The 18,719-nt window shown below is 41.1% G+C and carries 15 protein-coding genes and 1 pseudogene; 4 read left to right on the plus strand and 12 right to left on the minus strand.

The window, feature by feature from the left end; genetic code table 11:
• Positions 1–35: 35 nt before the first annotated feature.
• Positions 36–101 (minus strand): annotated as a pseudogene (locus MKX34_RS20045) (hypothetical protein); the annotation flags it as partial.
• Between the two features lie 212 nt (positions 102–313).
• Here MKX34_RS20045 and MKX34_RS20050 point away from each other — a divergent pair.
• Entirely contained in the window at positions 314–1,015 is a 702-nt protein-coding gene (locus MKX34_RS20050) for a response regulator transcription factor (protein ID WP_036688733.1), read from the plus strand.
• A gap of 6 nt (positions 1,016–1,021) precedes the next feature.
• Entirely contained in the window at positions 1,022–2,416 is a 1,395-nt protein-coding gene (locus MKX34_RS20055) for a HAMP domain-containing sensor histidine kinase (RefSeq protein WP_076297641.1), read from the plus strand.
• Between the two features lie 82 nt (positions 2,417–2,498).
• Here the strand turns inward: MKX34_RS20055 and MKX34_RS20060 are convergent, their stop codons facing one another.
• The 4 genes from MKX34_RS20060 to MKX34_RS20075 all read right to left on the minus strand — a co-directional run bounded on the left by MKX34_RS20060 (position 2,499) and on the right by MKX34_RS20075 (position 6,834).
• Positions 2,499–2,852: a YxeA family protein gene (locus MKX34_RS20060; RefSeq protein WP_036688737.1), complete on the minus strand. Its 354-nt coding sequence runs from the start codon at positions 2,850–2,852 to the stop codon at positions 2,499–2,501.
• Positions 2,853–2,857: 5 nt separating this feature from the next.
• On the minus strand, positions 2,858–4,777 hold the full coding sequence (locus MKX34_RS20065) for an ABC transporter permease (protein ID WP_076297642.1): 1,920 nt from the start codon (positions 4,775–4,777) through the stop codon (positions 2,858–2,860).
• Complete coding sequence (locus tag MKX34_RS20070; protein WP_038572078.1) at positions 4,764–5,531, minus strand: ABC transporter ATP-binding protein; 768 nt, start codon at positions 5,529–5,531, stop codon at positions 4,764–4,766. Before MKX34_RS20070 ends, MKX34_RS20065 begins: the two co-directional genes overlap by 14 nt.
• A gap of 154 nt (positions 5,532–5,685) precedes the next feature.
• Positions 5,686–6,834, minus strand: a complete 1,149-nt coding sequence (locus tag MKX34_RS20075; protein ID WP_076297643.1) for a VanZ family protein — start codon at positions 6,832–6,834, stop codon at positions 5,686–5,688.
• A 184-nt stretch (positions 6,835–7,018) separates the two neighbouring features.
• Here MKX34_RS20075 and MKX34_RS20080 point away from each other — a divergent pair, with 184 nt between their 5' ends.
• Complete coding sequence (locus MKX34_RS20080; protein WP_076297644.1) at positions 7,019–8,065, plus strand: DUF418 domain-containing protein; 1,047 nt, start codon at positions 7,019–7,021, stop codon at positions 8,063–8,065.
• 131 nt (positions 8,066–8,196) lie between these two features.
• Here MKX34_RS20080 and MKX34_RS20085 read toward each other — a convergent pair whose 3' ends face one another.
• The 4 genes from MKX34_RS20085 to MKX34_RS20100 form a co-directional block, all read right to left on the minus strand.
• On the minus strand, positions 8,197–9,837 hold the full coding sequence (locus MKX34_RS20085; protein WP_076297645.1) for an alkaline phosphatase: 1,641 nt from the start codon (positions 9,835–9,837) through the stop codon (positions 8,197–8,199).
• A gap of 173 nt (positions 9,838–10,010) precedes the next feature.
• A complete protein-coding gene (locus MKX34_RS20090) occupies positions 10,011–10,385 on the minus strand; it encodes a hypothetical protein (RefSeq protein WP_076100295.1) in 375 nt (124 codons plus the stop codon).
• A gap of 612 nt (positions 10,386–10,997) precedes the next feature.
• Positions 10,998–13,586 carry a metallophosphoesterase gene (locus tag MKX34_RS20095; RefSeq protein WP_076297646.1) on the minus strand — a complete coding sequence of 863 codons (2,589 nt, stop codon included), beginning with the start codon at positions 13,584–13,586 and terminating at the stop codon, positions 10,998–11,000.
• Positions 13,587–13,674: 88 nt separating this feature from the next.
• Positions 13,675–14,547: a chitosanase gene (locus tag MKX34_RS20100; RefSeq protein ID WP_036689122.1), complete on the minus strand. Its 873-nt coding sequence runs from the start codon at positions 14,545–14,547 to the stop codon at positions 13,675–13,677.
• 271 nt (positions 14,548–14,818) lie between these two features.
• Between MKX34_RS20100 and MKX34_RS20105 the strand changes: the two genes are divergently transcribed.
• Positions 14,819–15,661: an AraC family transcriptional regulator gene (locus MKX34_RS20105; RefSeq protein ID WP_076297647.1), complete on the plus strand. Its 843-nt coding sequence runs from the start codon at positions 14,819–14,821 to the stop codon at positions 15,659–15,661.
• A gap of 5 nt (positions 15,662–15,666) precedes the next feature.
• On the opposite strand, the gene MKX34_RS20110 is transcribed toward MKX34_RS20105, so the two are convergent.
• From MKX34_RS20110 to MKX34_RS20120, 3 genes are all read right to left on the minus strand, one after another.
• A complete protein-coding gene (locus MKX34_RS20110) occupies positions 15,667–16,365 on the minus strand; it encodes a polysaccharide deacetylase family protein (RefSeq protein ID WP_179089344.1) in 699 nt (232 codons plus the stop codon).
• A 30-nt stretch (positions 16,366–16,395) separates the two neighbouring features.
• Positions 16,396–16,947, minus strand: a complete 552-nt coding sequence (locus MKX34_RS20115; protein ID WP_051491598.1) for a hypothetical protein — start codon at positions 16,945–16,947, stop codon at positions 16,396–16,398.
• A 295-nt stretch (positions 16,948–17,242) separates the two neighbouring features.
• Positions 17,243–18,511 carry a hypothetical protein gene (locus MKX34_RS20120; RefSeq protein WP_076297648.1) on the minus strand — a complete coding sequence of 423 codons (1,269 nt, stop codon included), beginning with the start codon at positions 18,509–18,511 and terminating at the stop codon, positions 17,243–17,245.
• Positions 18,512–18,719 lie beyond the last annotated feature (208 nt).

An 18,719-nucleotide genomic window follows, 5' to 3' on the forward strand; every position in this document is an offset into this window, starting at 1 on the left:
GCAAGTTCTTCTTCGAGCTCAAGCGAATACAGTAACTCACCTTCTTCCATCATTTTAGCGAACTTCTTCAAAGGGCCATATACAGTGCAGATCAATGCCATAGAAGGCAGGGGGCGTAACAATTTCTCCTCCTTACTTGATTTGGCTATATCTAGAATGAATTTTTAATAAATCACCAAATATGGCTTTGCTATGTTCGTCTAAGTAATACCCATCTTCATGCAAGCCTTTCTTTTGCGATTTTTTTGCGCAAGAAATAAAGAGTCCTTTATAATGTAATAATGTACATAAAGACGGATTTGGAGGGAAATAAATGGCAAGTCGTAAATGGGTATTAATCATAGACGATGAAGATGATTTAGCGCGTCTAATGAAGGCTGTTTTACATAAAGAAGGTGTTCCAGACGTTGTAACTGCCGGGACCGTTGCAGAGGGTTGGGACAAGTTCCAGGAGTATAATCCTGAGCTTATATTGCTAGATATTATGCTCCCAGATGGAGAAGGATATGACTTATGCAGAAAAATTCGGGAAACATCAAATGCACCCATCTTATTTATGTCTGCAAAAGACGAGGAAATTAATAAGCTGTTAGGACTGGCGATAGGTGGCGATGATTATATTACTAAACCGTTCAGTCCGAAAGAAGTCGCTTATCGGGTAAAGGCACAACTGAGAAGAGCTGGCTTTACAGAAGAAAAAAAGGCTCCGAAAAGCTTACAAGCTGGTCCCTTTGAACTTAGTGCCAATGAGACAGAATTAAAAAAGAATGGCGAGGTCCTCGTGCTAACCGCCAAAGAAGTCGGTTTAATGAGCTGTTTTATGCATCATCCCAATCAGATTCTAAGCAAAGAAACCTTGTTTGGACAGGTGTGGGGTGAAGATTTTTTTGGTTCCGATAATACAGTGATGGTACATATTCGGCGATTACGCGAAAAAATTGAGGCCGACCCTTCAAATCCTTCCTTTATTTTGACGGTTAAAGGGTTAGGTTATAAATTACATACCAAGGAGTGAGACTAGTTGAAATGGAAATTGACACTCCGCTTTTTAAGATCGGTTATGACTATTGTTGTGATCGTTGGTATTGTAAACGCGATTTTGTTCCTTTCCCTATTCTTTATAAAGGTAAATAATAATAACTTTGGCACTGAAGAAGCATCTGCAGAAACCTTTAGCCGAACCTTTTCACAATACGTAGAACTGCAGGCTGGCAAACCTGTTGTGAACGAAGAAGGTCTCAAAAAACTACAAGAAATGAGCGCCTGGGTACAATTCTTGAATGACCAAGGGGAGCAAGCAGCAGCCTTTTATACCCCTGAAGAATTGAAAACAGAGTATTCTCCTATTGAAATTGTCCAAATGTATAAATATAAAGAATTAGATGCACGCACGACGGTTTTTGTCAGCGAAGCCCAAAATTTCAGTTACTTTTTAGGGATTAATAATCCTAAAATAGGCCGCTACGTAATGACCTATGACTACGCTGAAATTTTCAAAGATGTTAATGTTTTTCTTTCCATTTTTTTAATCGTTGATGTGCTTATTGTAATCATCATTGGATTTCTATTTGGGAAAAAGTTAACTGCACCCCTTCATACATTAATAGAGGGTATTCAACAGCTCAGGGAACGACGTTTTAAGAAAATGCCTACTCCCAAAGGTGTTTATGAAGATGTTTTTCGTAATATGAATGAACTATCTGAAAAGCTCGATCGGCATGAAGAGGAGCGTAAACGTCTCGATCAAATGCGTGAGGAATGGATTAGCAATGTTTCACATGACATGAAAACACCACTTGCTTCTATTCAAGGTTATGCAGAATTTATTAACGACAGTGCCACAGATTTAACAGCCCAAGAATTACAGGAATACACGTCAATTATCAAAAGTAAATCGATGTATATGAAAGATCTGTTAGATGACCTCAATTTAACAACACGTTTACGTAATCACCAGCTATCCCTGCAATTTGAAGAGGCGAATCTCGTTCAGTTTCTACGAGAAATGACGATTGAACTTTTAAATGACCCGACCTTTGGTGAACGGCAGATAGAGTTTGAGGCGAATGTGGCTAAAGCAATGCATAAAGTAGATAAAAAGTTACTAAAACGAGCGATCCTTAACTTGATCTACAACGCGCTGGTGCATAACGATGAAAATGTCGTGGTGAAGATTCGAGTGGATACAGGTCCAGAATCTCATACCCAAATTTCGATTTCTGATAATGGCCAGGGTATTCCAACTAAAGATCTGGAACAGGTTTTCGAACGCTACTATCGGGGTACAAATACAACCAGCAAGCATGGTACTGGTTTAGGAATGGCCATCGCAAGAGACATTATTTGGGCTCATGAGGGGAAACTCGATATGACGAGCGCTGAAAATATTGGAACAACCATTACTATACTTTTATAATATAAATGCCTTACTTACTCATTAGGCAGAGAAAAGGGCTGTGCTCCATTACCATTATTGGAGACAGCCCTTCTTCAATTTATTAGTTTTTTATTGCTTTTAGCGGAATATCCTCTACTTTCACTTCATCATATGAGGAGACTTGATCACCTTTTTTTACATACATTTTTAAGTAGGCGCCTTTACGAAGATTTTTTTGTGCATTAAATTCCAGTGGAATTGTATTACCTTTAGCATTTGTAGCCTCTAGTGTATACGAATAGGAAGTCATCACTGTACCATCACTCAGTTTATATTCATGGGGTTCCCCATCCTCTGTAATTTGTAAATAGTAATTTTCGGCATTCATGCGATTGAAATCAATCTTTGCTAGAGCAAAGACACCTACAACCCCAATAACAAACAAAATACCCATAGTAATTAGAAATTTTTTCATCTCAATTATCCTTCTGTTCTATTATTTAGTGTGATAATACGATTGTATGAAGCTACGGTTAAGAAATAATACAACCCGTAAATTACGGTATAAGCAATCATCCAGAGCAACACTGGCTTTGCTAAATCTATCATCAGTAGACTAGAGAATGCTTTTAAAGCCACTACACTATGCAATAACCCTACTATAAGCGGTACAACAAAGATAACGAATACCTGTGACGCAATGGATTTCTGCATTTCTTTTGCACTGACACCCATTTTATGCAGCATATTGTACTGTGCTTTATCCTCTTCTGCCTCTGTTAAAACTTTAAAGTAAATGATACTGCCTGTTGCAGCCAGAAATACGAGCCCAAGGAAACTGCCTATAAAAAGTAGAGAACCCACACTTTCCAAGCTTGTTTGGTAATCTTGAGGCCTACTAGAAAATGGCGCTTCTTCAGGCAATTGGTTTGCAATTTTTGCAGATAAATCCACAGAGGCATCCTCTACCCCAAGAACACGATAGCGTAGCACTTCTCCATCATTCCGTAATACTTTATACTGTTCATCCGAGACTACAACTGTTATACCTGCTGTGCCTGCATTCAATACGGTTTGTGTTTTAAAGCTTTGGAATATGAGTGGATGGCCGTTGCCTGTTGTTATAGTTTTTCCTGTATACATAGGTGAGAACCTTTTGTCATATCCGATATCTAAAATAACCGCGTAGCCATCCTTTACATTTAATTTTTCTTTATGCTGTACATTTGCTAAGTTGTTGTATGTTTTTTCATCGATAACTGTATACCCTCGTTTATCAGAGCTATCGAACGAGGATGGCGCGTTTAATTCTTTCGTATGAAACGTAATGGATAGCGCTTCGATATTTTCATCGTATTTTGTAGCTGGCAGTACAGCATTTACTTGTTTATCCATTTCTGCATCTGTTGATTGATACATAAAGGTATTCGGATTAATCGTTTTTGCCGAGTCATTCGTATTGTAATACAGGCTATAGACCGCTCCACCGGCAGTTACTGTTGTAGCACTCAACACAGCAATCACAGTTAATGTACGTGCATTCCCACGGATACGATGGAGCAGCTGCGATATGGTTATTACATGAAGGCCTTTCCACAGCCACTTTTCATTTTTCTTAATCATTGCTAACACAAAGCCAGTCACACTATGGAACAATAAAAATGTACCCACAATTACCGTTGTTAAAATAATTAATACGGTCATGAGAAATCCGATTTTTGCCCATACCTTAGAAGTGAACAGGTCCTGCATTGCAAGCCAATAGCCCAAGACAATAAGTAACACTCCAAGAACAGCTACTATCATAGATGGTTTAGGCGCCACTTCTCCCTTTTTGGAAGCATGAAATAAATCAATCAGCTTAAATTGATAGATCAAGCGGTAGCCTTGAAATGATGTCACTAAGAAAATAACCAGAAATACGATAGCCGTGTTCATCGCTGCCGCCATTGAAAATGTAAAGGGTGCTACAACGTCATAACCCATTAAATGAATCAAAATCGTCATAAATCCTTTTGAACAGAGGAAGCCAAATACAATCCCTACTATTAAAGAGAATAATCCTAATAACAAATTTTCAAAAAAGAGCATAAAACCTATTTGACGATTACGTACCCCCAGCAACGCATACAGTGCGACTTCTTTTTTACGTTTTTTCATAAAAAATGAATTGGAATAAGCTATAAATATGAACACGAAAAAGATAAGAATGACTGCCGCGCCACTCATTAGGGAACCCAGTTTTTGGGATGAAGCCGTCTGTTCTGCTATCGTATCACTATATTTTAAGGTCACAAATGTAAAGTAAATGATGATACTAAACACCATCGATGCAATGTATAAAAAATATTGCGAGAAATTTCTGGCTATATTTTTTCTTGCTAGACTAAATAACGTCATCTACCTCACCCCCAATGGCCGCATGAACATCTAAGATCTCTTGGAAGAAGGCTTTGCGTGTCTGATCACGACGATAGATTTCTGTTGAAAACGAACCATCTTTGATGAAAATAATCCGGCGGCAGAAGCTTGCGGCAAAGGCATCATGGGTCACCATCATAATGGTCGAATTGTTATTTTCATTTAAAGTACTTAAGCTTTCCAATAAATCTGTTGCTGATTTGGAGTCAAGTGCACCTGTTGGTTCATCAGCCAAAATCAGTGCTGGCTCTGTCACGAGCGCTCTAGCCGCAGCGGTTCTTTGCTTTTGACCCCCAGAGATTTGGTAAGGATATTTCCCCAGTAAATCTTCAATCCCAAATACTTTAGAGATCTGAGTCACGAGGTGATTAATTTTCTTCGCTGGAATTTTAGCAATCGCCAGGGGAAGCAATATGTTCTCCTTTACCGTCAAGGAATCGAGTAAATTGTAATCTTGAAAGATGAACCCGAGATGTTCACGCCGGAAGTCTGACAAAGCTGCTTCCTTCAGATCATGAATACTCTTGTTCTTCATATATATCTTTCCTTCTGTTGGAGAATCTATGGTTGCTAACAAATTTAGCAAGGTTGATTTTCCCGCTCCGGAAGGTCCCATAATCCCTACAAACTCACCTTCATGAATGTCAAAAGACACGTTTTCCAACGCTGTGTAAGCAGCACTTAACTTCCCGTACACTTTTTTTACGTTTTCTACTTTTAATAATGGTTCCATTCATTTCACCTCATAATTTGCTGATACTTATACTATAGGCACCGAACCTTACAGCAAATTCATGCCAACCTTACAACAAGCTTAAATCTACAAAAAAAGGGATACCCTGTAGCCATTTAAGACTACGGAGTATCCCTTTGCTATTGAATAGCATTCATTTTTTTCTGGTTGTATATAAATCAGAAGCTTCATCAAAGTAAAAGCGGCGTTTTTGTTTGCCAAACACGACTAAGACAATATGGATGAACAACACGATCGTTAAAATAATGGAGGTCAATCCAGCACCTAGCGTTAAGAATATAGATGCCTTATAAAATGGAGAATCCATTGATAGTTCCACATTATTCAAAATATTCGCAATGACTGTTATGAAGTACATCGCGTAAATGGCACCAAAGCGTTTAAATAATCGCTTGTTAGTTTCCACTCGACTTATTTTACTGTCATAGCGATAACGCATTATTTTCGTACCGATTGTCGATCCATTCCAAATTATCGGAATAATAAAAAAGGTTACAGAAAGTGTAATTGTGCTCGCAATAAATTCACTAACCATATTAACGTTGGTCATACTCAACACAACTTTAACTACTAGGTTGCTGATAAATAGATCAATAATAACAGCCAGTAACACAGACATCCCTCTTACTTCATCAAGAGCTAATAATATTTCTGCTTTCTCCTTAATTTTCTTTTTTGATGGGAATAACGCCAACACGGCTGGAGCAATAAAGAACCCCAGTACTCCGCCAGAAGTATTTAACAATAAATCATCCACATCAAAAATACGATAAGGGCAATTATAAATCCCGTAAATACCGGTTACCTGTGTTATCTCATAAAATAAAGTTAATAGGAACGTGAAGCCTAGAGCTTTCTTCCAATATTTTTTATCATGAAAAAAGTAACGCAGATAAACACCAAAAGGTAATAATAGCAAGAAATTAAAAAAAGCTTGATAGAATGAGGGTTGGCTAAATAACAGTCTATAAGTAGCTGGCTGTGATAACACGATGCCACTATTGCCAAAGGTGCCCACTATAAATTGAAATGGCATAAGTGAATAATGTTGTGTGCCCGGTTTTTGAAGAGAACAAGTATTACGTATTTCCGGCAACGGCAACAATACTAAAAATAACGCTGCTAGAAAGTAAAAGATAAACGAAAACGAAATTAACGTGGTAGAAAAGGGAAGGTAATTATATTTTCTATAGGTATAAATGAGCCATGGGATAAATAAGGCAAATGCTAAAACCACAAAAAAGATCGCTGCCACAAAGATCGGTTGAGTATATGCTGACATTTCTAGTTCACACCCCAAAATGATTTAGTATTCATATTAACCATAAAACTGATTCTAATTCAACTGGAGTTGGAACATTTTATCAAATTTAAGGATCCTGTAATGTTGGCATCAATTTAATGTAAGGTTCGCAACTTATACTAACTCCTAGGCAAATAAAAATATTTTCAAAGGAGCACTATTAATGAATCCCTCCATTTCGCAAAAAGAAAGAATCATTTCACTCGACATCATTCGCGGACTTGCTCTTTTCGGCATTCTGCTTATAAATGTTGGAGCCTTTAAAGTTATTATGGAAGGAGATCCCTTACCAGACTATAGTGGCATTAATGGAATCATCCATAGCTTGATAATCATCTTCGTACAAAAAAAGTTCTTTTCTATTTTTTCCTTTCTATTTGGTGTAGGTCTATACATTTTCGCCTCAAGAGCCGAAAGCCGGGGAGATAAACCCAGATTGCGTATGGCTAGACGTTTACTAATCCTTTTGCTGCTGGGAATCATTCATGTATTTATCTTTTGGGGAACCATTCTGCCCGCATACGCCATTATCGGATTGTTTCTGATCCCTTTTTATCACACAACGGTTTCTACACTTAAAAAGTGGCTTGTGGGTATGACATCCATTTACATCATTTCCTTAGTGGTAAAAATATTCCTACCTTCTCAAGGGGCAATCTCATCTATTCTTGATATTTTTTCAAATGACGCTATACAAATTTTTATTATGTTTTTAGCTGGTTTTTTAACCGCAAAGTCAGGTTGGCTGACACACATACAAGAATTATCAAGACCAATTAGATGGATTCAAATGGTATCATTTCTGTTGTTCATTGGTTTTTCACTATGGATTTGGAACGCTTCTCAAAATGGGAACAGCAATGTAGATTCAGTTACGGGCTTAGGATCTCTCCCAACCACTTTGTTCTACTTAACAACATTGTTTCTACTATTAGAAAATAAACAAATGGTGAAATTCCTGAAACCCATATCACGGGTGGGTCAAATGGCGTTTACAAATTATGTGGCACAAAGCATTATAGGGACGGCAATCATTTCAATGATAGGTCTCAAAGTCGTTTCACCAAAAGATATTCTCTACATTGCAGTTCTGATTTATATGATTCAAATCATTTTTAGTAACATCTGGTTCAAGTTTTTCTCCATGGGCCCTTTAGAAAAGGTTTGGCGCTTAATGACCTATGGAACAAAGCCTGCAATCAAACGATAAAAGCTTCGCTTTCCTCGTCTCAATTCAAGTTGAAATTTCCTATCTCAACCCAAAAACCCCTTTTAAAAAGGGGTTCTCAAGTTTAAGCGCTTTAACTTTTAGGCGACAGATCACAACATGAACTTTAAGAATTAGGGAATTAAGTCCAAAGCATCCTGCGAAATCCACACTTTATCTTTAATCATTACCGTCAGCACATTTAGCTTCGTTGTTTTGCCATCCTGAATGGCGATATTTTTATCTATAGGCAGCTTGAGAACTTGGCCTGCTTTTTTCACTACAACCACCGGATTAGTCTTATCGGTCTTATCTAGGGTAATCGTAGCTCCTTTGGCCTTGAATTTATCACTGGATACGTACAGTGTATCCTGAAGCTGCGCCAGATTGAGTCCGGTCACTTCTTGAATATACTTATTCACATCCGTATTCTGGATTACACCGCTGTTCATGAAATCGGTCGGTTTAAAATTAGCCGGATGGTAGGCGAACAATCCAACTTCTTCCGATGTGTGATCATCCGTAGAGAAGGTTACACCTATTTTATCCCCCAAAATTTTACCGATGACCGGCGAAAGGTTATCCTGCATTCCCAATCTGACTTGATCCGCTTCTTCTTTGGTTAGATCACTAAGTCCATAATGATCCGCAAGGACCTTTTTGAAATTGCTCTCATTAATACTGCCTTCAATGTAATAACTGGTATGCTTCGCTTTCTTCAGCACGGAGATTAGGTCTTTGGTAGAATCATAGTTCGTCATATTGAGCCCGCCGGTAGCATGATCCGAAACCGATAAGACTGCTGTATTCCCGTCTTTTTCTGCAAAGTCAACAGCGGCTTTGAAAGCTTTATCAAACGCTAAGGTCTCACTCATAATACCCACTGGATCGTTATCATGACCATACCAGTCAATCTGGCTTGCTTCGACCATCAGAATAAAACCGTTCTCGTTCTGCGACAACTTCTCTATCGCTACTTTGGTCATTTCAGCAAGGCTCGGTTGCTTTTGCGGGTTCAGGTCAAAATCAGCATCCAGTGCTTCGGGGTTGAAGAGACCCCAGATTTTATTCGTTTTAGAATTCATTAACCCTGCTTTATCCGTTACGTATTCATACCCATTTGATTTCAGAACTTTGGTTAAATCTTCTCCGTCCTTGCGGTTAATGTCTTCTTTGCCGGGTACCAAATACCCGGAACCACCCCCAAGTAGAACATCTACACCACTATAGACCATCTGTTCTGCAATAGACTGCGCATTGTCACGCGTGTATGCATGACTTAAAAATGTAGCCGGCGTCGCATCCGTTAATTCACAAGTGAATACCGTTCCTGTACTTTTCCCTGCCATTCTCGCTGCATCCATAAGGGTAGGCAGAGGTTTGTTCACGTCCTCTGGCTTAACTGCGCTTATGAAAGGCATCGTTATTCGGTCTGGAAGTATGGATACCGTCTCACTCTTAACCTTATGGCCTGTAGCATAAGCCGTAGCTCCCGCAGCGGAATCTGTGGTCAGTGAATCCGTAGAATATGTTCTCACCAGCCCGCTGAAATACTTATCCATCGCAAGCGCCTGCCCTCCCTGATACCATCTGGCCAAGTTCACATCGGATAAGCTCATCCCATCCGTAATAAACAGGATTACGTTTTTGACCGATTTGTTGGTAGGAGCATCAGAGTTATTGGCGCCATCGGCGTAGGTCGTTCCGTTGCCTGCTGCAAGCAGACTGCAAATCATAACTGTACTGCAAATTCTCCCGATAACCTTTTTGCGCATTTGAATCCTCCTCTAGCAGATTTTGTTAAGTACGTTACTAGTTTAAAGGAGGATTGTTTGCGGGAGCAGCACCTATTCTCTTATTTTATATTAAATTCTATGCATATTTTGTCTTGACCTGTGCTACTGATATTTGTAAAAAAGGGGCGCCCTAGGGCGCCCCCTTTGCATTATTATTGTCTTATTACGAGGACATCTCGAGGCGCTCTACCAGTTCTTTGAATTTGCGAAATTTCGGAGCTTGTAAGGATACGTCCTACCAATATCAACGAAGATGTGACATTGTTAAAGTTAAAATTATTCAAGTTCGCTACGTTTTGGCTGCCACGGAACACACGGAACGATCCCTGAAAGTTAATTCGCGAAAAAAGCACAAGCGTTACTTGAGAGCTTTCCACAACATTTCTGAGACGGAAACTCGAGAGAACGTTGTTAAACCGAAACGCTCCAAGATCACGAACCGCAACTCCTCCACGTCTGAATCGAATCCGACGATTGGTAAAATTAGTACCCGACCAAAGAGTAAGACGTATATCACTGTTAGCCAACTAAATCAACTCCTTTTCTGAGATTGATATAGTTTATTACTAACTTCAAAGAACGGTACAAGACAAATACAGTTGTACAAATGTTTGTTTTTCAGATTTCCCTATGGTGGTATTATCCAAATAACCGTATCGAGCCTCGGATATGTTAGCAATTGAAGTGATTTTTACAGTTATATTCGTCTAACTATTAGACACTTTCTTATACGTTAGGTGCGAATATGAAAAGAATAATTCAAGCATTCGGGTATTTAGGTAGTACAATTTTGGCTGCAGCTTTACTGTCATGGATCTGCGTATTTTTGATTCACGGCTTACCTGGTGTCTATGCATGGATGGCACTTAAATTTTTCATCCCCATTCTAGGTTTCGTAGGACCCAACCCAAACCCTCTTGCCTATTCTGGCAGAAGGACTGCCGTTATATTTTGAAGGTACCAATGCAGAGGTTATGCCGTTAAAAGGAACAAAAGTCACGCCAATGCGCAATGAATCATGATCTGGTAAAAAGTGAGGCTATCTTTCTGAGGAGTTCCGTAGGAGGAATGGACAGCTTCAACAACTAAAAAAAGGCGTTAACGGATGCCTAAGCCCCGTCAACGCCTCCTCTATCCTTTCATTGTATTCCTGCCTCTGCTGGAAGCGAGTTATTTCTTGTCCCCACTGCTTTAATAACGAAATTGTAGGCTTTAGCAGAATCTATGCCGTTTAATGTATAGCTGTAACTCGTCTGACCGCTTACCGTCGGTACATACACGCTCCAGTTTGTGCTGACTTTATCATTTTTCTCGTAAATCCGGTAACCTCGCACCGGCTCAGAACTATTTGCTGGCGCTTTCCAAGAAAGAACTGCACGGTTCCCTGACTGTCTTACTGCGCTTGGATTTTGGACAATGCCGGGTTTGACATCAGTCCGTTTAATACTGTAAGCATCATAGACGGCAAGGGGTTTATCTTTAACTGCTGTGTAGGATGTGAATTTCAGCACGTCGCTTGTAATGGAAACATCCACGAACATTTTCTTGTTGGGCTGATCGTTTTTTGCTGCAAAAAAAGTGTCTGCATCTGGATTAATAGCATAGAATTTCGAAGCTGCCGAGTTGCCCATTAGATATACGGTCCCTTTGGGATTCAGCACATTTCCTTGCTCATCGGTAATGACATTCTTAATCGGAACGTTGTTCAGCATTTGAAAAGACCTCATATACATATGGTCATGACCTTCAAAAACCATGTCCACACCCAGCTCATCCAATACAGGAATCAGATATTTCCGGTAAAATTCTACCCGGTCGCTTTCTGCCGAAGCATTATCCCCTGAAGAATACGCTCCCTTATGCATCGAGACGAATTTCCACTTTTTATCGGTCTTTGCCACCTGATTCCGCATCCATTCCAATTGTTTGGTGAACTGAATATCCGCTTTGTATGGCTTGACCTCCCCTTCGTACTGGGAATTGATCTGCATAAACAGGGCATCGCCGTATTCGAAAGCATATACCGAACCGTCATGAGCACCCGTCCCGACATCTTTCGGAAGATTAAAATGGTTATAGAAGTTGTTATTCGGATAATCTTCTATCTCATGGTTGCCGATAATCGGTGCAAATGGCACATTGGCAAATTCCTTTTTCGGCACACCCAAGAACCACTGCCACAGCTGCTCCAGATCACCATCATCCGTTAGATCCCCTGTAAGAAGAACAAACTTGGGATCTACCGTTTTCTCAATAGCTCTCTTAAAAGTATCCTGCCACAGATCAAAATTCGATTTACTTGAGCCTTGGGTGTCGGTTACATAGAGGAAATGGAAATCCTGATTATTCGCCTTGTCCGTGGTAAAAGAACCCGCCTCGCTCCAGCCGTCCGCATCACCGTTACCGGCCCGGTAGATATATTGGGTTCCAGGCTTAAGACCGCTTGCAATAACCTTGTGGCTGGCGAACTTTTTATACTTTTTAGAACTTCTGTCTCCTGATGTCATTAAGGTTTCAATAACTGTTGAGCTGCCCTCATAAGAAGCTGCCAGTTGTTCCGGAAACTCGCTTCCTCCCGCATTGGAGGCCTCCACTACTTGCACTACTGTACCTCTGACGGTTTCGGCTGTATACCAGTCAAAGGCGATACTTGTCTTTGGGTCCCCGTTAAAAGTCATGTTCAGCAGCGTTGGTGTTTTGATGCCGGTATCCGGAGACTTTGTCTTAAAGCTCCAGGTAATATCGTTCTCAGGTGTCCGGCCATCCGCAGTCCCCTTAACAAGCTCTTTAGGGACGGTCACGTTGTAAGTTTTGCCGGCAGTAAAATTAGGGTGGCTGACTCTGACTGTGTCTTGACCGAGGAGCGAAGCAGAAATGTTATTAAGAGGGAGATTGTTTTCCGTGATTACAACTTGATAACCACTGTCGAGACTGATCGCTTTGTTAAACTTCACTGTGATCTCTGCGTTAAGGGAAACATCTGCAGCCCCTGAAGCGGGAGTTTTGCTTACCTCAAGTGTGGGAGTGTCCCCAGGTTCGCCGCTGCTGCGTGTTCCTTTAATTATCACATCTTTGATTCTGCTTGAGCCTGAGCTGGACACCGTTCCCCCGCTTACACTTTTCGCAGAGTTTACCACCCAGCGGATATAGAGTACATCTTGATTGTTTGTTCCCGCAGGCAAAGCGAGGTTAGTTAATTTGCAGGAATTATTGGAACAATTAAAATTGTTCTGGGCTAAAACAAGGTTGCCGCCCGTAACATCTGTCCATTCCTGTTGATCTATACTGTATTGCACCTTAAAATCCCTGGGTCCTGTACTTGAAGAAGTTTGCTGTGAAGAGAGGAAGATACCTTCGAAACCTTTGGTAGAAAGCGTGGCAAGCCAGTATTTCAGGCCCGTTCCTTCATGCCACCCCTGGTTGCGTACGCTGTTCTCACCTGACTCATAGGTGTACGCATTCGTATTAGTTCCTACATCACGAATGGATGAAGCCGTCTGATATACCCCGCCTGTAGCCGGAAATACACCGTTCTCGCCTTTGTCTTTAAAAATCCACTGGGCAATCGTTTCCTGAACTGCAGTTGCTTCGCTTGCAAGATCTTCCTCATTTCCCTCTCTTCCTGCTGAGACAAACCCGGTCAACTCCATGGCAAGCAGCAAACCTATAACCATTAGACTGATTACCTTGTAAAATCTATTTTTGAGATAAGATTGGTTGTTATCCATTCAGCCCATCTCCCTCTTCCTTAATCTCACTTATCATCGAACCGCAGTCACCGAGAAGAACGGTGGTTCTACTGCCCTTACATTCCTGTTATTGGAGTTCCCAGTCGGTGACTTGAAGAATTGCCGAATCTGCACCTTTCAGGTCTGTCTCTCCCATGTTCAGCAAATTACTCCACTGCTTCACACGGTTCTTGCCGTTAGGCGGAGAGTTGTACTCATTAGTATCCACAATCTTGGTCCGTTCTTTATAAAATTTGGTCATGAAAGTCTTCTCATCCGTGCTACTTCCGGATTTACCCAAAAGCCCTTGAAGGGTCTCGGAGCCGCCGGTAGCTCCATGGTTCAGCGCTGCATCCACGAAGGAACCAATAGTTAATGCCGAGTTAAAGCCGCGTTTGCGGGCCTGCTCCACACTGTATTTAATATAGATATTGTAGAACGTTTTCCACATAGCCTCTCTCCACTCGGGATCATCTTGCAAATTGCCGATTTTTCTACAGAAGCTCTCTTCGCTTTCATTGATCTCGAGGATCTTCCCTTTCATCGAACCCTTAACACCGATCCGGGCCAATGCACCTTTAACCGAAGGATTACTCGCGCCTTTAGCAGCGTCATATGCCTTGAACAGATCCGGACCGTCAGGACCGGTATCATTTGAGCCGCCTGTAGTTGCACCAAATATTCCAATCGTATACCCGCGGTCATCATCAATATCTTCACAATATCCGTAAAAATCGATCCAGTTCAGATCGTCCTGCTCCGGTTTGTTGACAAGCATCATAATATTGTTCCACTGCTCACCATCCAGTCCTGTGTTGTCACGCAAGAATTGAAGTGTTGCCGGTGAAAAATTAGAATCAGGGTTCCCTGCCGCATAACTTTTCTGTTGAGATGTTTTGGACAGACAGCCATAAGAAAAAATCATTGAAAAACTGAGCACGATCAACAATGAAAATTTCATCTTCTTGGAAACCTTACTCTTCGTTGAATTTAGCACCGCAATCTCTCCTTTAATTGAATAGTTTAAGCGCTTTAACTTTTAGCGGCAGTGAACCTTATCCCCAACCCATCTGTGCATGACAGCCCTCCTTTTACCAACACTTGGTAATTCAGTTCAAGCTTATCTCAAAAAGTTTGTCCAAACAGCACGTATTTTCTTGTATTTATTAATTTTTATACATATGTTGCTACAAACCATAGATTAAGTCTACAATCCTCTTAGGAGGTGCTGAATGAAGCCGGTATTTTATGAGTCTACTCTTTTTGACATCAGCCGCAAGAAACAGGTATACACCAGCATGCCTGCAAGACACTATCATGATGCATATGAGATTCTGTATTTAATATCCGGGGATTTTTATTATTTTATAGGGGACAGAACCTATCAGGTTGCGGGCGGAACGCTGCTATTTATGGATATTCACGAAATGCACAAACTGGTCAATTCAGGCTGCAATATGTATGAGCGGGTAACACTCCTGTTTAAAAAAGAATTCCTGCAGCATTTCTGCACCGGCAGTCAATGTGAGGAACTGCTCGAATTGTTCAAAAGTGATTACCGCGCTTTGAAGATGACCGGGATGGATCAATATTTCATCGAACAGCTTTTTCAGAAAATGATCCAGGAGGGGAAGAAGCAAGCCCGCGGATATGAACAGTACCAACAAATATTATTGGTGGAGCTGCTCCTCTATCTTAATCGTAAACTATTTGACAGCCGCGTAGCTTCATTTGTGGAATCCAATCGTACACATAAGAAAGTCCTGGACATCGTTAATTATGTAAATCAACATTATATGGAACCGCTTAAGCTCTGTGAGATTTCACGGCAATTCGACATAAGCTCCTCCTACCTTTGCCGAACTTTTAAAGAATCCACCGGGTTCAGCTTCATTGAATATATCAATAATATCCGCATCAAAAAAGCGCGTGATTTGCTGGTTGGCTCTTCGTTTAATGTTACTGAAATTGCGGGAATGGTTGGGTTTGATAACACCTCCCATTTTGGACGAACCTTCAAATTAATAATGGGCATCTCGCCGCTCTGCTTCCGCAAACAATTTAAGTCTAAATAGCAACGTCAAGACATTTCGTCAAGCCGAACAAATTGCAGGTTTCTTGCCTGCAGTTGGTTTAGCACTTCTTCTAGAGCTTGCAACATAAAATAAGGAGCATGCCGGTCCGCGCCCGCAGTCTCACCGCTGTCGTGAAGTAAAACAACGGAGCCATCGGTGATTCCACCTAATAGAATGGCCTGCATCCGGGTTTGACAGGCCCGGATGTTCCAGTCGCCCGCCTTCAGGGACCATAAAATAATTCGATACTGCTTGTGCCGAAAGAAATCAAATAGATTGATTAATCCCCAGGGTGGACGGTAATGATTGGGTCTGATTCCGACAATAGACTCTATAATATCAGCGGAGCGGTCCAGATGTTCTCGCCTAACAGTACTGGGCAGCATCAGCCAGTTAGATGTATGGCAATAATTATGGATGCCAATCTGATGGCCTTCCCGATCCATTCTTCTGATCAGATCTGGATACTGCTCCGCTCGCGATCCAAGCACGAAAAAAGTAGCCTTCACTTGATGTAACTTCAATAAATCCAGCAATTCCGGCGTATATTTCGGATGTGGCCCATCATCAAAAGTGAATGCCACCTGTTTTTTCACCGTTCCTTTGCGAAAGACACCAAAGCCGCTCACTCGCGTAATCAAACTCGGAATAAACATGTAAAGAGTGGCGGCACATAGTATTCCTCCTATCAGATATGTAAGCATGATTACACCTCCATATAACAAGCTTTAGACCTATCCAGAGTAGTTCTGTCCGGGTGAGAATCGATTTTTCAGTGAGGCGCGTGAATGTATCAGTAACATCGGGACCAGTTGCTCTGTTCGCCGATTGATTCTTTGTCTCCCTTCCGGATGCATGGCAGACAGCAGCAATCGAAGATAGATGGTGGTGATGCGTTCGAAAACGCCGGACTTTATATTTTGTTGTTCAAAACCAAGACCGTGTGTTAATCCCCGATGGAGCAGTGTAATCCCCAACAAAGCCTTGACCTGCCTGAACTCGGACTGCGATTCGAAGGCTTCATTGATTTGGTGCATTGATTTGCGCAGCATGCGAGCCGTTTGCAGTGCGGCACGATCCGATCCTTCGGACCGGATCAACTTCAGGATTCTTTCATTGTCGAGGTGGAGTTCTCCCACCCACTCTCCCTGATTGATGACCGTGGCGTCTTGGCATACAATAGGCTGTCCCCGGTGCTTTTTTAGCATCACGGTACATATTCCAAAGCGTGACTTATGCGATCCGCGAAAATGTGAAAGCAACGCAAAAGCTTTTTCCCACATCATCCAGACGGACTGCACCGTGTTTTTACGTATTTTGAAACCCAACTCATTCACCATCCTTAAAACGGTTATTTTCTCTCATTTCATCCATTGTACCTAACGGAACTTTCTTTTTTTCTAACGTCTACTTATATTTGACGCTATACACCGGAATTTCTCTGCGTGTATATCAAATTTCCATACAATTATTTTCATTAAGTCTAAATTTTTGGCATCCAACTACATAAAGAAAAACCCATGTCTCTTGGACATGAGTTTCGGATGTTATCTTTTTGACTAAATCAATCTGGTTTCACTATCAATCCAAACTACCCAACTCCACCACATCTCCGCTAGTAGCCTTCACTGCAAAATCACAATCCAGCTTCCCGCACAGCACATACTTCTTCTGCCCAGGATTATACACATAGACGGGTGTTAATTCGAACCATCCCCTGAGCTTGTCATAAGCTTCGTCATGGCTCACAGCAATTTCCCCTTCGCTCTGGAACTCATCAAACGTATCGAGCATTAACTTGTTATCCATATAATTTATAACCTTATAATTTTTCGTATCGATAAACAGGAGGATCTTATGCTGAAAAATACGATTACTTGGCGCATTCCTCCTCAATGTCGCTTGAATATGTCCTCTTTCCCGATGTAAAGTCTTCAGTATCCATTGTCCGGATTCATCCGGATAGAGCTGGCTTAAACCAGCTTCGACTGCGGCTATACATTGGGCTTGTTCTACGTCTGTGATTGAAAATGAATCTGGATGCGGCTCACGTGCTACTGCCTGTTCGATTGTAACTACTTCTTGCAGACGGATCTCCGTCCTTGCGAACTGTTCCGTGTCCACTTGCTCCCAATGTATTACTTGATCAATATTCAGTCGTGCTCTCGTACCTGATATCATCTCAAATGGAATTGTGGTTGTTCCATCATTTGTAATGTAGATTTCTTCTATCCCATAGATCGGCAGGAGATGCTTCATCTCGTACACTGGATATTCGATAAGCTGTAGTTGTTTTTTCGCCAGTGGCTCTACCGCTTGAAGCGTGAGAGAATAATGCTCTTTGTGCACAAGGGAGCTAGAAGGAAACTGGCCATATACACTATAAAAAATAATCCTACCTTCCGCATCGAAGCGTAACTCCATTCGCCCGCCGGGGGAGATGGGGATACCGTCTATACATTCGGCAAAATGATATTCTCCTCTTTCTTCCTTCAATAGGTAGAATTGTTTACCATATTCAAGCCCTACTTCAGCTTCCATCCACTGAATAACGCCGTTTATTTCAATGTTTTGGAATGGTGTTCGATTTGCATAAGATTTCCCTCCAACAAAAATAACACTTTTATAGTTGCGGGATAGTAAGTCAAGCGTAATGACTGCAGTTCCTTCCGGATTATAATCCTCCTTCCATTCCTTAATGTGAGAAGGAAACCATTCCATACTAAGCAAATAGTCGGTTTCTCCCAGCATCGTAACTTCGCGATAAATTTCATTTGTATGTAAGTAGTAGTTGTCCAATCCATAGGTTTGCTGTGTAGCATTAACTAGTTCTTTGATTCGGAAATCCATATCAGTGCACCCCACAAAATTGATGCCTATATCATATCATTACTTAGCAATGATTATGAAGCGCAACGAATCATATCTGCTACATATTCTAAGAGCTTATGTAATGGGTTTTGCTGGTGTTCAGAAAATGATCAGTAGCTTGGGGTTTAATAATGCAGAGTGTATTAATCTATTGTACCAAGTCAGAGAAATTCACCCTACTGACTCA

This window comes from Paenibacillus sp. FSL R5-0636, assembly GCF_037974255.1.
Lineage (GTDB): Bacteria > Bacillota > Bacilli > Paenibacillales > Paenibacillaceae > Paenibacillus_AQ > Paenibacillus_AQ odorifer.